Annotated in this window: 14 protein-coding genes; 7 read left to right on the plus strand and 7 right to left on the minus strand. The window is 71.4% G+C overall.

Annotation, left to right across the window (positions count from 1 at the left end; all coding sequences use genetic code 11):
- The first annotated feature begins 64 nt into the window (after window positions 1-64).
- Window positions 65-1090, plus strand: a complete 1026-nt coding sequence (locus tag HWX62_RS16765; protein ID WP_175928096.1) for an XdhC family protein — start codon at window positions 65-67, stop codon at window positions 1088-1090.
- A gap of 61 nt (window positions 1091-1151) precedes the next feature.
- Here HWX62_RS16765 and HWX62_RS16770 read toward each other — a convergent pair whose 3' ends face one another.
- The 6 genes from HWX62_RS16770 to fliE all read right to left on the minus strand — a co-directional run bounded on the left by HWX62_RS16770 (window position 1152) and on the right by fliE (window position 5287).
- Entirely contained in the window at window positions 1152-1886 is a 735-nt protein-coding gene (locus HWX62_RS16770; protein ID WP_126363801.1) for a PepSY-associated TM helix domain-containing protein, read from the minus strand.
- Between the two features lie 268 nt (window positions 1887-2154).
- A complete protein-coding gene (locus tag HWX62_RS16775; RefSeq protein ID WP_059583955.1) occupies window positions 2155-2472 on the minus strand; it encodes an EscU/YscU/HrcU family type III secretion system export apparatus switch protein in 318 nt (105 codons plus the stop codon).
- Window positions 2469-3833 carry a flagellar hook-length control protein FliK gene (locus tag HWX62_RS16780; RefSeq protein WP_175928097.1) on the minus strand — a complete coding sequence of 455 codons (1365 nt, stop codon included), beginning with the start codon at window positions 3831-3833 and terminating at the stop codon, window positions 2469-2471. The genes HWX62_RS16775 and HWX62_RS16780 overlap by 4 nt, the downstream gene beginning before the upstream one ends.
- A 133-nt stretch (window positions 3834-3966) precedes the next feature.
- Window positions 3967-4299: a flagellar protein FliT gene (locus HWX62_RS16785; protein WP_175928098.1), complete on the minus strand. Its 333-nt coding sequence runs from the start codon at window positions 4297-4299 to the stop codon at window positions 3967-3969.
- A complete protein-coding gene (fliS, locus tag HWX62_RS16790; RefSeq protein ID WP_175928099.1) occupies window positions 4296-4730 on the minus strand; it encodes a flagellar export chaperone FliS in 435 nt (144 codons plus the stop codon). The genes HWX62_RS16785 and fliS overlap by 4 nt, the downstream gene beginning before the upstream one ends.
- A gap of 212 nt (window positions 4731-4942) precedes the next feature.
- Window positions 4943-5287: a flagellar hook-basal body complex protein FliE gene (fliE, locus tag HWX62_RS16795; protein ID WP_175928100.1), complete on the minus strand. Its 345-nt coding sequence runs from the start codon at window positions 5285-5287 to the stop codon at window positions 4943-4945.
- A 248-nt stretch (window positions 5288-5535) separates the two neighbouring features.
- Here fliE and fliF point away from each other — a divergent pair, with 248 nt between their 5' ends.
- The 6 genes from fliF to HWX62_RS16825 are packed head-to-tail and all read left to right on the plus strand — an operon-like array spanning window position 5536 to window position 12379.
- Window positions 5536-7308: a flagellar basal-body MS-ring/collar protein FliF gene (fliF, locus tag HWX62_RS16800; protein ID WP_175928101.1), complete on the plus strand. Its 1773-nt coding sequence runs from the start codon at window positions 5536-5538 to the stop codon at window positions 7306-7308.
- A complete protein-coding gene (fliG, locus tag HWX62_RS16805) occupies window positions 7298-8293 on the plus strand; it encodes a flagellar motor switch protein FliG (protein WP_175928102.1) in 996 nt (331 codons plus the stop codon). The genes fliF and fliG overlap by 11 nt, the downstream gene beginning before the upstream one ends.
- The gene (fliH, locus tag HWX62_RS16810) at window positions 8286-8969 is read left to right on the plus strand and encodes a flagellar assembly protein FliH (RefSeq protein WP_175928103.1); all 684 of its coding nucleotides are present in this window, start codon (window positions 8286-8288) and stop codon (window positions 8967-8969) included. The genes fliG and fliH overlap by 8 nt, the downstream gene beginning before the upstream one ends.
- Window positions 8963-10507 (plus strand): flagellar protein export ATPase FliI, encoded by a 1545-nt coding sequence (gene fliI / locus HWX62_RS16815; protein ID WP_175928104.1) that lies wholly within the window; start codon window positions 8963-8965, stop codon window positions 10505-10507. The genes fliH and fliI overlap by 7 nt, the downstream gene beginning before the upstream one ends.
- A gap of 5 nt (window positions 10508-10512) precedes the next feature.
- On the plus strand, window positions 10513-10971 hold the full coding sequence (fliJ, locus tag HWX62_RS16820; RefSeq protein WP_175928105.1) for a flagellar export protein FliJ: 459 nt from the start codon (window positions 10513-10515) through the stop codon (window positions 10969-10971).
- Window positions 10972-11002: 31 nt separating this feature from the next.
- The gene (locus tag HWX62_RS16825) at window positions 11003-12379 is read left to right on the plus strand and encodes a flagellar hook-length control protein FliK (protein WP_175928106.1); all 1377 of its coding nucleotides are present in this window, start codon (window positions 11003-11005) and stop codon (window positions 12377-12379) included.
- Between the two features lie 27 nt (window positions 12380-12406).
- Here HWX62_RS16825 and HWX62_RS16830 read toward each other — a convergent pair whose 3' ends face one another.
- Entirely contained in the window at window positions 12407-14047 is a 1641-nt protein-coding gene (locus HWX62_RS16830) for a GMC family oxidoreductase N-terminal domain-containing protein (protein ID WP_175928107.1), read from the minus strand.
- Window positions 14048-14103 lie beyond the last annotated feature (56 nt).

Below are 14103 nucleotides of genomic sequence, written 5' to 3' on the forward strand. Positions count from 1 at the left end.
GTTCATAATCCCGCCATCGAACGACGGCGCCGCGCGGCGGGCCGTCCCGCAACAGGAAGAAACGATGGAAAGCGTCGATCTCGATGTACTGAAATCCAGCGCGCGCTGGCTCGAAGAAGGGCGTCGCGTGCTGCTCGTGACGGTCGTGAAGACGTGGGGCTCGTCGCCGCGCCCCGAAGGCGCGATGCTCGCCGTGCGCGAGGACGGCCTGGTGGTCGGCTCCGTGTCCGGCGGATGCATCGAGGACGACCTGATCGCCCGCGTGCATGCAAGCGGCATCGCGGCCGATGCGCGCCCGGAAGCGCTCAAGTACGGCGTGACGGCCGAGGAAGCGCACCGCTTCGGGCTGCCCTGCGGCGGCACGATTCAGCTGGTGCTCGAACCGCTCACGCGCGACAGCGGGATCGCCGCGCTGTGCGCGGAAGTCGAGGCCGGCCGCCTCGTCACGCGCACGATGACGCTCGCGACCGGCCGCGCGTCGCTGTCGCCGGCGCAAGCGACCGACGGGCTCGCGTTCGACGGCGAACGGCTCGTGACGATCCACGGGCCGCGCTACCGGATGCTCGTGATCGGCGCCGGCCAGTTGTCGCGCTATCTGTGCCAGATCGCGGTCGGGCTCGACTATCAGGTGACGGTCTGCGATCCGCGCGAGGAATACACCGATGCGTGGGACGTGCCGGGCACGCGCGTCGTCCACACGATGCCCGACGATACGGTGCTCGACATGAAGCTCGATGCGCGTTCGGCCGTGATCGCGCTCACCCACGACCCGAAACTCGACGATCTCGCGCTGATGGAGGCGCTGAAGACGCCCGCGTTCTACGTGGGCGCGCTCGGTTCGCGGCGCAACAACGCGGCGCGGCGCGAGCGGCTGCGCGAGTTCGATCTGAGCGAAGCGGAACTGGCCCGGCTGCACGGGCCGGCCGGAATTTACATCGGCAGCCGGACGCCGCCGGAAATCGCGATCTCGATCCTCGCGGAGATCACCGCCGCGAAGAACAACGTGTCGCTGCCGACGATCCTGCAGGTCGAAGGCGCGAAGGCCGCGCGCGAAATCGCGGCGAACCGCGGCGCGGCCTGCGGCCTCTGAGCCACGGCGGCGGGCAGCCCCGCTCGCACCGGGCGCCGGCACCGGCCGGCGCGACCGCCGATCAGGCCAGGCCGGCCGCCAGCGCCGCGGCAACCGAACCGACCACCAGCACGACGCCGACCGTGCGCCGCTTGTTCAGCTCGGTCCACAGCAGCACGCCCGTCAGCGACAGCAGGATCAGCGATCCCGCGATGGTGTCCATCAGCAGCACCCAGCCGAGGTTCATCCCGACGCCGCGATGCAGGTTGTTCAGCGTCGTCAGGAACGTGTTACCCGTGCGCTTCACCGACACGTAGCCGTTGCCGACCCAGTACTCGGCCTGCAGGTTCTGGTGCGGCCCGAACACGCCGAACTGCCAGTGTTCGGGCTGCATCACGCGTTTGTCGCCCCATGCGACGGCCTGCGCGGGCTCCTTGCGCATGCGGCCCGGCTTGCCGTCGAAATGCAGCTCCTGCTGCAGCCACTTCGTCATCGCGGCGGGCGTCTTCGGTACCGGATCCGGCAGCGCGACCTGCATCTCCTCGACCTGCGGCTCGCCGGTCGAAATCTTCAGCGGCGGTGCGCGGTGGTTCAGCAGCACGCCCGTCACGCCGAACAGCAGCCCGAGCACCGCGCCCCACAGCCCGACCCAGCCGTGCACCTTGCGCAGCCACTTGATGAAGGTCGCGCGACGCGAGCGCTGGCGGCGGGCGGCCCGTTCGTCGTCGTTCAGCGGGCGCCCCGCCGGGTGCAGCACGGTGACGCCGGCGCGCGGCATGCCCGTCTTGGGCGGGTCGATCGTTTCGGGCGCGTTCACGCGAAAGTATCCATTCGTTCAAAACAACGGGCGGCGCGCAGAAATGCGCACCGCCCGGGCAGTATGAAAATGAGAATGGATATCATTACATAAATCAAATCCCGGCTCAATCCGTACGCGTACGGCGCGGCAGGGTGGGCGTGCGCATGAACGCGGAAGAAAGGCACAGGTTGCGGCGCGATACCAACCGATAGGCCGGAAATCCCGGCAGAACGATCCCGCAAGCGGCAGACAGCCGTTCGTAAGAAGCCGCGTGGCGGCAGGCCCGTCAGCGCAGCGGCGGCAGCGGAAAACGCGGCGCGGCGGCGTCCGGCGCGGGCTCGGTGCGATCGAGCGCGTACAGCCACGCGAGCAGGTCCGCGACCGCCTGATAGAGCTGCGGCGGAATCCGGTCGTCGAGATCGACCTGCATCAGCAGCGACACCATCTCCGGCGCCGTGTGCACGTACAGCCCCGCATCGTGCGCGCGTGCGACGATCATCTCCGCGAGCACGCCGTAACCCTTCGCGACCACGCGCGGCGCCGCATCGCCGCCTTTCGGATCGTAGACGAGCGCGGCCGCGCGCTTGCGGGACGTCATGCTCATCGCAGCGCCTCGTCCTCGTCGCCCGGCACCCGCGCATCGGCGCCGCCGACCGCGCCGCGCGCATACGCGGCCGCGGCGGCCCGGGCGGCGAACAGGTCGAAGCCGTCCGGCCCGTCGTCGATCGCGCGGATCGACAGCCCGCCGACCTTGAGCCCCGAGCCTTCGAGCCGCTGCCGCAGCGCGGCTTCGTGGCGCGCGAGACGGTCGGCGCCCGTCTGGTTCGCGCGCAACCGCGCGACGAGCTGCGCGCCGTTCAGCACCAGCTCGGCATCGACCGTACCGAGCGACGGCAGCGTCAGCGTCAGGCGCGTGCGCCATGCGATGCCGTCGCCCGCGTCGCCGTCACCGCCGCCGCGCGGCGCACGGTGGCCCGGCTCGTCGGGTTCGATCGTCCAGTCGAGCCGCGCGCCGGGCCACGCTTCGCCGGTCCAGCGAAACTGGTCGGTCGCGAGCGCATCGAGCTGCTGCCGAACGAGCGGCACGGCGGCCGGGTGCACGGTCGCGAGCGGCTGCTGCGACTGCGGATCGGACGATGCGGCGGCCAGTTCGGCACGCGCGGGCGTCCAGCGCGGATCGGCGTGCACCGCCAGCGGATCGGCGGCGTCGGGCGAAAACGACGCACCCGGCCGGGCCGCTGCCGGTGCGGCCTGCGCGGGGTCGCGCGCCGGTGCCGGTGCGCCGCCCTGGGCCGGCGGCTGCGCGCTTGCCCGCGCGTCGGCCGGCAGCGGCGGGCGCGGCGCGAGCAGTTCGTCGAGCACGTCGGTCGACTCGTGCGGGACGGCGTCCGGGTCGGCCGGCGCGAGCGCGGTCGCGAGGCGCGCCTGCGGCTCGCGCATCAGCGCCGCGAGCGGACGCTGGCCGGCCAGCCACTGCGCGAGATGGGATTCGTAGAAGAGGCCGCTCTCGCTCACGGCCTGCGCGAGCGCCGCTCGCAGCGCCGCGACCGGCGGCGGCGCGGCCGCGTCGCGCGCCGCCGCGACGGACGACGTTTCAGCGGACGCCGGCGCGGAAGACGCGGCAGGACCGGACGCGGCCGGCGCCCGCGCGGGCACCGGCGCATCGGTGAGCAGCACGGCGGGATCGGCCAGCAACGGCAGCCGGCCGACGATCGCGGGCGTCGCCTCGCCGCCCGAGCGCGAGATCGCGTCGAGCACGCGCCCGACCTCGGACAGCGCGGTCTGCGTGGAAGCCGGCGGTGCGGCGGGCGGGCTGCCGGCCGGCGGCGCGGACGACGCGCCGGCGCCCGGCGTGCCGACCTGCGAGGTCGCGCCGCCGCCGGCGGGCGCCGATACGGTGCCGGTCAGCAGGCTGTCGAGGCGGCTCGCCAGCAGCGCGGCCGCAACGGAGTCGATACCGGTCATGATCGGAGCCTGCTTATCTCAGCCACATCGTTGCGAATCCGGGGCGCGGCACGCCGTGCCGCCCGCGGGCCGAGCGCGCGCCGCGGGCGGCGCCGGGCCCGGGCGCCTCGCGCCCGTCACCCGGAACACGGCCCTAGCCGCGCGCGCGATAGAGATCGGTCAATACCTGGGTCGAGCGCCGCGCCTCGAACAGCGCGGACAGCCGCGCGACGTCCGGGCTCGCGAGATCGCGGATCGCGGCGTCATCGGCCAGGATGCGGCGGATCAGGTCGAGCTTGCGGCCGAGATCCGATTCGTCGAGCGCGACGCCCGGATCGGCCTCCTTCAACGCGTCGACGAGCTGCATGAATTCGGCCTGCAACCCCGGCAACGCGCTCCAGTCGGCGTCGCGGGCGGCGCACAGCATCCGGCCCGACACGGCGGCGAGCGCCTCGTAACGCGCGAAGTATTCGGCCTTGTGATTCATCGTGATGCTTCCGCTACCTGTTGCGCGGCCATCCGCGCGACTTCCGGGGCGATGCCCGTCCATGCTTCCTCGAGCGTCGCGAGCAGGCCGTCGACCTCGACCAGCATCGCGTCGCTCGCCTGCGCGTTCGCTTCCAGCAGGCGCCGGCCGATATACGCATACAGCGCATCGAGCCGGTCGGCGATCTCGCCGCCCGCGTCGCGGTTCAGCGACGCCTGCAGGCCGCTCTCGACGATCCGGATCGCCTTGCCGATCGCTTCGCCGCGGCCGGACACGTTGTCCTGCTGCAAATGCATGCGCGCCAGCGCGATCGCCTGCCGCGCGCCCTGGTACAGCATCGCGATCAGCCGGTGCGGGGAGGCGCCCATCACCCCGGTCTCGACGCCGACACGCGCGTACGCACTGGCTCCAGCGTGTCCTGGGGAAAACATGCGCTTCTCCTCGTTATTTGCGTTGGCTATACGGGAGCCGCCGCCGTGCGGTCCACGACGCGGCCTTCACCGGAGTTATCGGAAGGGATCGGTAAAGCTTTAGGTGCGCGCCGGCTGCCGGCGGGCACGCGATGCCGGCCCGCCGGCCTCATCGCGCAAGCCCCGCGCCGGCGCCGGACGGTCGCCCCCGGATGCCGGACGCCGGTCAGCCATCACACCGACATCTGCATGATGTCGTTGTAAGCGCTCACCAACTTGTTGCGGACCTGGAGCCCGAACTGGAAGCCGATATTGGCTTTCTGCATGTCGACCATCACGTCGTTCAGCGAGATGTTCGGCGCGCCGACCTCGAACGCCTTCGCCTCGCCGAGCGCGCGCTGCTGGTCGCCGCTGATCTTGTCGAGCGATGCCTTCATCGCGCTCGCGAACGTGCCGGCCGTCGCCGCGCCCGAGCCGGCCAGCGCCGCCGTCGGGCTCGCGACGCCGCCGGCGGCCTGCGCGGCCATCGACTGCATCTGTTGCAACACCGAACCGATTCCGCTGACGTTCGCAGTCATGCTGTCCCCAGACATAGAGAAGAGACCCGGACGCACCGGGCGACCCGCCGGCGCCGCACCACGCGCACCATGCCGGATCGCGAAAAAGGATAGCAGCGCGGCGCGCGTCAAAGCCGCGAAAGTACGGGGGAAACCCCGCTCTTTTCGGTCGATCGGAGTGCGCCCCGGATCACGATAATCGCATCGTGTCATTGTCCGCCCGCTCGTCCGAGCGAGCTCAGTCGTCCCGCTCCGGAGAAACTCGACGCATGGATTCGCAGGCCAACTCGCTGATCAACCCAGACGCCCGCGCGGGCCTCAGCCCGGCGCCCGGCGCCGCCGCGGCCGCCGCGTTGCCGGGCGCGGGCGGCGCAGGCGCCGACTTCGGGCTGGGCGGCTTCGCGGAACGCATTCCCGGCATCTCGCGGATGAAGGGCAACCCGAAGCTGCCGTTCGTGATCGCCGTCGCGTTCGCGATCGCCGCGATCACCGCGCTCGTGCTGTGGAGCCGGGCGCCCGACTACCGCGTGCTGTACAGCAACCTGTCGGACCGCGACGGCGGCGCGATCATCGCCGCGCTCCAGCAGGCAAACGTTCCCTACAAGTTCGCCGACGCCGGCGGCGCGATCCTCGTGCCGTCGAGCCAGGTGCATGAAACACGCCTGAAGCTCGCCGCGATGGGGCTGCCAAAGGGCGGCTCGGTCGGCTTCGAGCTGATGGACAACCAGAAATTCGGCATCAGCCAGTTCGCCGAACAGATCAACTACCAGCGCGCGCTCGAAGGCGAGCTGCAGCGCACGATCGAATCGATCAACGCCGTGCGCGGCGCGCGCGTGCATCTCGCGATCCCGAAGCCGTCGGTATTCGTGCGCGACAAGGAATCGCCGAGCGCATCGGTGTTCGTCGACCTCTACCCCGGCCGCGTGCTCGACGAGGGCCAGGTGCAGGCGATCACGCGGATGGTGTCGTCCGGCGTGCCCGACATGCCGGCCAGGAACGTGACGATCGTCGACCAGGACGGCAACCTGCTGACCCAGACCGCGTCCGCGTCCGGCCTCGATGCGAGCCAGCTCAAGTACGTGCAGCAGGTCGAGCACAACACGCAGAAGCGCATCGACGCGATCCTCGCGCCGATCTTCGGCGCCGGCAACGCACGCTCGCAGGTCAGCGCGGATCTCGATTTCTCGAAGATCGAGCAGACCTCGGAAAGCTACGGCCCGAACGGCACGCCGCAGCAGGCCGCGATCCGCAGCCAGCAAACCAGCAGCGCGACCGAACTCGCGCAGGGCGGCGCGTCGGGCGTGCCGGGCGCGCTGTCGAACACGCCGCCGCAGCCGGCCTCCGCGCCGATCGTCGCCGGCAACGGCCAGAACGCGCCGCAGACGACGCCGGTCAGCGACCGCAAGGACCAGACGACCAACTACGAGCTCGACAAGACGATCCGTCATACCGAACAGCCGATGGGCAGCGTGAAGCGGCTGTCGGTCGCGGTCGTCGTCAACTACCAGCCGGTCGCCGACGCGAAGGGCCACGTGACGATGCAGCCGCTGCCGCCCGCGAAGCTCGCGCAGGTCGAGCAGCTCGTGAAGGACGCGATGGGCTACGACGCGAAGCGCGGCGACTCGGTCAACGTCGTGAACAGCGCGTTCTCGACCGCGAGCGACCCGTACGCCGACCTGCCGTGGTGGCGCCAGCCCGACATGATCGCGATGGCGAAGGAAGCCGCGAAGTGGCTCGGCATCGCGGCGGCCGCGGCGGCGCTCTACTTCATGTTCGTGCGCCCGGCGATGCGCCGCGCGTTCCCGCCGCCCGAGCCGGCCGCGCCGGCGCTCGCGGCGCTCGCGGCACCGGAAGACACGGTCGCGCTCGACGGCCTGCCCGCGCCGGACAAGGCGGCGGAGGAACCCGACACGCTGCTGCTCGGCTTCGAGAACGAGAAGAACCGCTACGAACGCAACCTCGACTACGCGCGCACGATCGCCCGCCAGGATCCGAAGATCGTCGCCACCGTCGTGAAGAACTGGGTGTCCGATGAACGCTGAAGGCTTGACCAAGAGCGCGCTGCTGCTGATGTCGATCGGCGAGGAAGAGGCCGCGCAGGTATTCAAGTTCCTCGCGCCGCGCGAGGTCCAGAAGATCGGCGCCGCGATGGCCGCGCTGAAGAACGTCACGCGCGAGCAGGTCGAGGAGGTGCTGCAGGAGTTCGCGAAGGAAGCCGAGCAGCACACCGCGCTGTCGCTCGATTCGAGCGAGTACATCCGCTCGGTGCTGACCAAGGCGCTCGGCGAGGACAAGGCCGGCGTGCTGATCGACCGCATCCTGCAGGGCAGCGACACGAGCGGCATCGAGGGCCTGAAATGGATGGACTCGGGCGCGGTGGCCGAACTGATCAAGAACGAGCATCCGCAGATCATCGCGACGATCCTCGTGCACCTCGACCGCGACCAGGCGTCGGAGATCGCGTCGTGCTTCACCGAGCGGCTGCGTAACGACGTGATGCTGCGGATCGCGACGCTCGACGGCATCCAGCCGGCCGCGCTGCGCGAGCTCGACGACGTGCTGACGGGCCTGCTGTCCGGCAGCGACAACCTGAAGCGCAGCCCGATGGGCGGCATCCGCACCGCGGCCGAGATCCTGAACTTCATGACGAGCGTGCACGAGGAAGGCGTGCTCGAAAGCGTGCGCCAGTACGACGCCGATCTCGCGCAGAAGATCGTCGACCAGATGTTCGTGTTCGAGAACCTGCTCGACCTCGAGGATCGCGCGATCCAGATGGTGTTGAAGGAAGTCGAGTCGGAAACGCTGATCGTCGCGTTGAAGGGCGCGCCGCCCGCGCTGCGCCAGAAGTTCCTCGCGAACATGTCGCAGCGCGCGGCCGAACTGCTCGCCGAGGATCTCGACGCGCGCGGCCCGGTGCGCGTGTCCGAAGTCGAGACGCAGCAGCGCCGCATCCTGCAGATCGTGCGCAACCTCGCCGAGAGCGGCCAGATCGCGATCGGCGGCAAGGCGGAAGACGCGTATGTCTGATTCGGCGAGCGATCGCGTGGGCACCCTCACCGCGTACCAGCGGTGGGAAATGGCGTCGTTCGACCCGCCGCCCCCGCCGCCGCCGGCCGACGACGCGGCGGCGGCCGCCGCCGCGCTCGCCGAGGAACTGCAGCGCGTGCGCGACGCCGCGCACGCCGAAGGCCATGCGGCCGGCCACGTCGAAGGCCAGGCGCGCGGCTACCAGGCCGGTTTCGAGCAGGGCCGCGAACAGGGTTTCGAGGCCGGCCAGGCCGAAGCGCGCGAACAGGCCGCGCAACTGGCGGCGCTCGCCGCGTCGTTTCGCGAAGCCGTCTCGAGCGTCGAGCACGATCTCGCGTCCGAGCTCGCGCAGCTCGCGCTCGACATCGCGCAGCAGGTCGTGCGCCAGCACGTGAAGCACGATCCGGCCGCGCTGGTCGCCGCCGTGCGCGACGTGCTCGCGGCCGAACCCGCGCTGTCCGGCGCGCCGCATCTCGCGGTGAATCCGGCCGACCTGCCCGTCGTCGAAGCGTATCTGCAGGACGACCTCGACACGCTCGGCTGGACCGTGCGCACCGACGCGTCGATCGAACGCGGCGGCTGCCGCGCGCACGCCGCGACCGGCGAGGTCGACGCGACGCTGCCCACGCGCTGGCAGCGCGTCGCCGCCGCGATCGGCAAGGTGAGCACGTGGTGACGCGCTCGCCCGACGCGCTCGCGCACGACGGCATGACGCCGCTCGAACGCGAGCTCGCGCTCGCGTCATTCGGGCCGGCGGCCGCGCACGACCCCGCCGACGACGCCGCGCCGCATGCGGCGGCCTCCGCTACCGGCCTCGCCCCGCGCGCGGCGCCCAATCCGCATCTCGCACACTGGCGCACGCACCTGAACGGGCTCGCCGCACGCAGCCACCGCGCGCTGCCGCTGCGGCCGTGCGGCCGCCTCACGCGCGCGGCCGGCCTCGTGCTCGAGGCGATCGGGCTGCGCCTGTCGGTCGGCGCCGAATGCACGATCGAACTGCCGCCCGGCAGCACGCTGCCGCATGCGGAAGCCGAAGTCGTCGGCTTCGCCGGCGACCGGCTGTTCCTGATGCCGACCACCGACGTCGCGGGCGTGCTGCCCGGTGCACGCGTGTGGCCGCGCGAAAGCGCGCCCGTCGCCGATCCGCTCGCCGGCGCGAAGCGGCTGCCGGTCGGCTGGGAGATGCTCGGGCGCGTCGTCGACGCGTCGGGCCGCCCGCTCGACGGCCTCGGCCCGCTCGCGTCGAAAGTCGATGCGCCGCTGTCGGCGCCGTCGATCAACCCGCTCGATCGCGAGCCGATCCACCACGTGCTCGACGTCGGCGTGCGCGCGATCAACGCGCTGCTCACCGTCGGCCGCGGCCAGCGGATGGGCCTGTTCGCCGGCTCCGGCGTCGGCAAGTCCGTGCTGCTCGGCACGATGGCGCGCTACACGAGCGCGGAAGTGATCGTGATCGGCCTGATCGGCGAGCGCGGCCGCGAAGTGAAGGAATTCATCGAACAGATCCTCGGCGAGGACGGGCTCGCGCGCTCGGTCGTCGTCGCGGCGCCGGCCGACGTGTCGCCGCTGCTGCGGATGCAGGGCGCCGCGTACGCGACGTCGCTCGCCGAGTATTTCCGCGACCAGGGCAAGCACGTGCTGCTGCTGATGGATTCGCTCACGCGCTACGCGATGGCGCAGCGCGAGATCGCGCTGGCGATCGGCGAGCCGCCGGCGACGAAAGGCTATCCGCCGTCGGTGTTCGCGAAGCTGCCCGCGCTCGTCGAGCGCACCGGCAACGGGCCCGAAGGCGGCGGCTCGATCACCGCGTTCTACACGGTGCTGACCGAAGGCGACGACCAGCAGGACCCGATCGCCGATTCGGCGCGCGCGATCCTCGACGGCCACATCGTGCTGTCGCGTGCGCTCGCCGAGGCCGGCCACTATCCCGCGATCGACATCGAGGCGTCGATCAGCCGCGCGATGACGGCACTGATCGACGAAACGCATCTCGACCACGTGCGGCAGTTCAAGCAGATGCTGTCGCGCTATCAGCGCAATCGCGACCTGATCGCGGTGGGCGCCTACGCACCGGGCCGCGACGCGCAGCTCGACCGCGCGATCGCGCTCTACCCGCGCATCGAGGCGTTCCTGCAGCAGGGCTTTCGCGAATGCGCGCCGTTCGCATCGAGCCTCGCCGCGCTCGATGCGCTGTTCGACGCTTACGGAGGCTGATCCCGATGGGCCACGGCTTTCCCCTTCAGCTGCTGCTCGACCGCGCGCAGGAAGATCTCGATTCGGCCGCGAAGCAGCTCGGCGCCGCGCAGCGCGACCGCACCGCGGCGGCCGAACAGCTCGACGCGCTGCTGCGCTATCGCGACGAATATCACGCGCGCTTCGCGCAATCCGCGCAGAACGGGATGCCGGCCGGCAACTGGCGCAATTTCCAGGCGTTCATCGACACGCTCGATGCCGCGATCGCGCAGCAGCGCACCGTGCTCGCCGCGGCCGAAGTGCGCATCGACGAAGCGCGCCCGCACTGGCAGCAGAAGAAACGTACCGTCGGCTCGTATGAAATCCTGCAGGCGCGCGGCGTCGCGCAGGAAGCGCAGCGCGCCGCGAAGCGCGAACAGCGCGACGCCGACGAACATGCCGCGAAGATCCTGCGCATGCGGGCCGACGCGGCCCGTTCGTCGTAACCGACCACCGCATTCGAACGAGAGAACCGTCATGCCTCCCCTGCCCCTGCTCGGCGCGCTGCTCGACACCGCCGGTGCCGCACTCAAGGCCGCCCGCGGTTCGGGTGCGTCCACCGCCGCCAACGATGCGTCGGCCGCCACGAACGCCGTGCCGTTCGCGCAGACGCTCAAGCAAAGCGTCGCCTCGCGTGGCGATACGGCCAACGCCGGCACGCCGGACGTGTCGACCAAACAGGCTGCGTCGATACCGGCCGCCGGTGCGAAAACGTCCGGCACGGACGACGACAAGGCGACCGACGACACGACCGCGAACGCCGCCACCAACCCCGATGCCGCCGCCCTCGCGGCCGCCGCGGCCGTGCAGGCGCAACTGCAGGCGCGCCCGGACACTGCGACGCCGGCCGACGCGGCGAGCGCCGCCGCGGCTGTCGCTGCGGCCACGACGCAAAAGACGGCCGTGTCCGGCCAGCCGGACGCCACGGCGGCGCTCACCAACCCTGCGCCGCAGGACGCGGCCGCCCAACCGACCGCCCCGGCATCGAGCCGCGACGCGCTGCAAGCGGCGCTCGCCAAGCTGACGGGCGGCGCGGGCGCGATAGCGATGCCGGCGAGCGGCACGACCGCCGCCGCCACGCCGACGGCGCCCGCGGCAGCGACCGCGTCGAACGCCGCCGCGCCGCTGACGCCGAAAGCGCCGACGTTCGACCGCACGCTCGCCGACGCGAAAGGCGCGCTCGCCACGCAACCGACGCCGACTCAGGTCACGCCGCAAACGCTGCAGGCCGACGCGAACGCGCAATCCGGCGCCCAGCACGCGCTCGCGGCGGCCGGCAACGCGACGGACCCGGCCGCCAGCGCGACGCTCGCGGCAGGCGCGACGGCGGCGGCCGCCGCGCAGGCGAACCTGCAGCTGTCGCCGGCCGCCGGCGCGATCGCCGCCGCCAACGCGCACGTGCTCGCACCGCACGTCGGCACGGCCGACTGGACGGATGCGCTGAGCCAGAAGGTGGTGTTCCTGTCGAATGCGCACCAGCAGAGCGCCGAGCTGACGCTCAACCCGCCCGATCTCGGGCCGCTGCAGGTCGTGCTGCGCGTCGCGGACAACCATGCGCACGCGCTGTTCGTGTCGCAGCACGCGCAGGTGCGCGACGCGGTCGAAGCCGCGCTGCCGAAGCTGCGCGAGGCGATGGAAGCCGGCGGGCTCGGGCTCGGCAGCGCGACCGTCAGCGACGGCGGCCTCGCTTCGCAGCAACAGCAGCCCAACCCGCAGCAGAGCTTCGCCCACGGCCAGTCGCCGCGGCGCGGGAACGGCGGACCGTCAGCCGTCGATGCACCCGTCGACGCCGCGCAATCCGCACCGGTCGCCGCGCCCGCGAGCCGCGCCGGCCTCGTCGATACGTTTGCCTGAGCATGGGCGCCGCCGTGCGCGCCGCGTTCAGCGGCCGTGCACCGCGGCAGCCGCTTCGCCGCGCGGCACGCCGCCCCTGCGCGCGGCGACGATGAAATCCGCCGCGCGTTCGCCGATCATCACCGACGGCGCATTCGTGTTGCCGCCCACCAGCGTCGGCATCACCGACGCATCGACCACGCGCAATCCTTCGACGCCGCGCACGCGCAACTGCGGATCGACGACCGCGCGCGCATCCGAGCCCATCCGGCAGGTGCCGACCGGGTGATAGATCGTGTCGGCATGCGCGACGATCGTCGCGCGCAGCTCCGCTTCGCTCTGGTCCGGCCGCGTGTACAGCTCGCGCCCGCCCTGCGACGCGAGCGGCGCCTGCGACAGGATCCGGCGCATCGCCTGCGCGCCGCGCACCAGCAGGTCGAGATCGCGCGAATCGCTGAAGAAACGCGGATCGATCAGCGGCGCGTCGCGTGCATCGCCGCTCGCGAGCGCGACCGTGCCGCGGCTGAACGGCCGCAATGCGCACACGTGCAGCGAATAGCCGAACCCCCAGTGCATCTTGCGGTTGTGATCGTCGACGAGCGCCGTGCAGAAGTGCAGTTGCAGGTCCGGACGCTCGAGCGACGGATCGCTCTTGATGAAGCCGCCGGCCTCGGCGACGTTGCTCGTCATCATCCCCGTGCGGCTCGAGAAGTAGCGCGCGAGCGCTGGCGTCATCTTCGCGATGCCGCGCAGGCATACGCCGACCAGCTCCGACGAATTCACGCGCGTGTTGATGATGAAGTCGATGTGGTCGATCAGGTTCGTGCCGACGTCCGGCGCATCGTGCACGACCGCGATCCCGTGGCGGCGCAGTTGTTCCGCCGGGCCGATCCCCGAACACATCAGCAGTTGCGGCGAATTGAACGCGCCCGCCGACAGGATCACTTCCGCGCGCGCGTCGAGCGTCTCGACCCGGCCGTTGCGCGACACCGCGACGCCGACCGCGCGTTTGCCGTCGAACGCGACACGCAGCACCGTCGCATCGGGGATCACATGCAGGTTCGGCCGGTCGCGTCCATAGATGTATGCGCGCGCCACGCTGCAGCGCGAGCCGTCGCGATGCGTGACCTGATAGAAGCCGACGCCTTCCTGCGTCGCGCCGTTGAAGTCGTCGTTCAGCGGATAGCCGGCCGCGTGCGCGGCCTGGATGAATCGTTCGGAGAACGGATTGCGAAAGCGCAGATCCGAAACGGTCAACGGGCCGTCCGCGCCGTGCCACGCGTTCGCGCCGCGCTCGTTGCCTTCCGCGCGGCGGAAATACGGCAGCACGTCCTGCCAGCCCCAGCCCGTCGCGCCGAGCTGCGCCCACTCGTCGTAGTCGCCCGGATGGCCGCGCGTGTAGATCATCGCGTTGATCGCGCTCGAGCCGCCCATCCCGCGCCCGCGCGGCTGGTAACCGCGCCGCCCGCCGAGCCCCGGCTGCGGCACCGTCTCGTAGCCGTAGTTGGTACCGAGCTTGAACGGCACCAGCGCCGCGATGCCGACCGGCATGTTGACGAGCAGGTTGCGCGCCGTATGCGAGCCGGCCTCGATCAGCGCGATCGTCGCATCGGGGCAGGCATCGGCGAGACGGCCGGCCAGGCTCGAGCCGCCCGAACCGCCGCCGACGATGATGTAGTCGTATTGCATGTCACGTCTCCGTCGTGTCATGGAAGGCGCCCGGCACCGCCGCGCGACCGCGTCTC

Origin of the sequence: Burkholderia sp. BCC0506, from assembly GCF_902833145.1 — a bacterium.
Lineage (GTDB): Bacteria > Pseudomonadota > Gammaproteobacteria > Burkholderiales > Burkholderiaceae > Burkholderia.

Excerpts from the sequence above, each read along its gene's own strand:
- fliF (WP_175928101.1), top strand. The coding sequence starts at position 5,536 with ATGGATTCGCAGGCCAACTCGCTGATCAACCCAGACGCCCGCGCGGGC.
- HWX62_RS16825 (WP_175928106.1), top strand. The coding sequence starts at position 11,003 with ATGCCTCCCCTGCCCCTGCTCGGCGCGCTGCTCGACACCGCCGGTGCC.
- HWX62_RS16775 (WP_059583955.1), bottom strand. The coding sequence starts at position 2,472 with ATGAGCATGACGTCCCGCAAGCGCGCGGCCGCGCTCGTCTACGATCCG.
- fliH (WP_175928103.1), top strand. The coding sequence starts at position 8,286 with ATGTCTGATTCGGCGAGCGATCGCGTGGGCACCCTCACCGCGTACCAG.
- fliJ (WP_175928105.1), top strand. The coding sequence starts at position 10,513 with ATGGGCCACGGCTTTCCCCTTCAGCTGCTGCTCGACCGCGCGCAGGAA.
- fliE (WP_175928100.1), bottom strand. The coding sequence starts at position 5,287 with ATGACTGCGAACGTCAGCGGAATCGGTTCGGTGTTGCAACAGATGCAG.
- HWX62_RS16765 (WP_175928096.1), top strand. The coding sequence starts at position 65 with ATGGAAAGCGTCGATCTCGATGTACTGAAATCCAGCGCGCGCTGGCTC.
- HWX62_RS16780 (WP_175928097.1), bottom strand. The coding sequence starts at position 3,833 with ATGACCGGTATCGACTCCGTTGCGGCCGCGCTGCTGGCGAGCCGCCTC.
- fliS (WP_175928099.1), bottom strand. The coding sequence starts at position 4,730 with ATGTTTTCCCCAGGACACGCTGGAGCCAGTGCGTACGCGCGTGTCGGC.
- HWX62_RS16785 (WP_175928098.1), bottom strand. The coding sequence starts at position 4,299 with ATGAATCACAAGGCCGAATACTTCGCGCGTTACGAGGCGCTCGCCGCC.
- fliG (WP_175928102.1), top strand. The coding sequence starts at position 7,298 with ATGAACGCTGAAGGCTTGACCAAGAGCGCGCTGCTGCTGATGTCGATC.
- HWX62_RS16830 (WP_175928107.1), bottom strand. The coding sequence starts at position 14,047 with ATGCAATACGACTACATCATCGTCGGCGGCGGTTCGGGCGGCTCGAGC.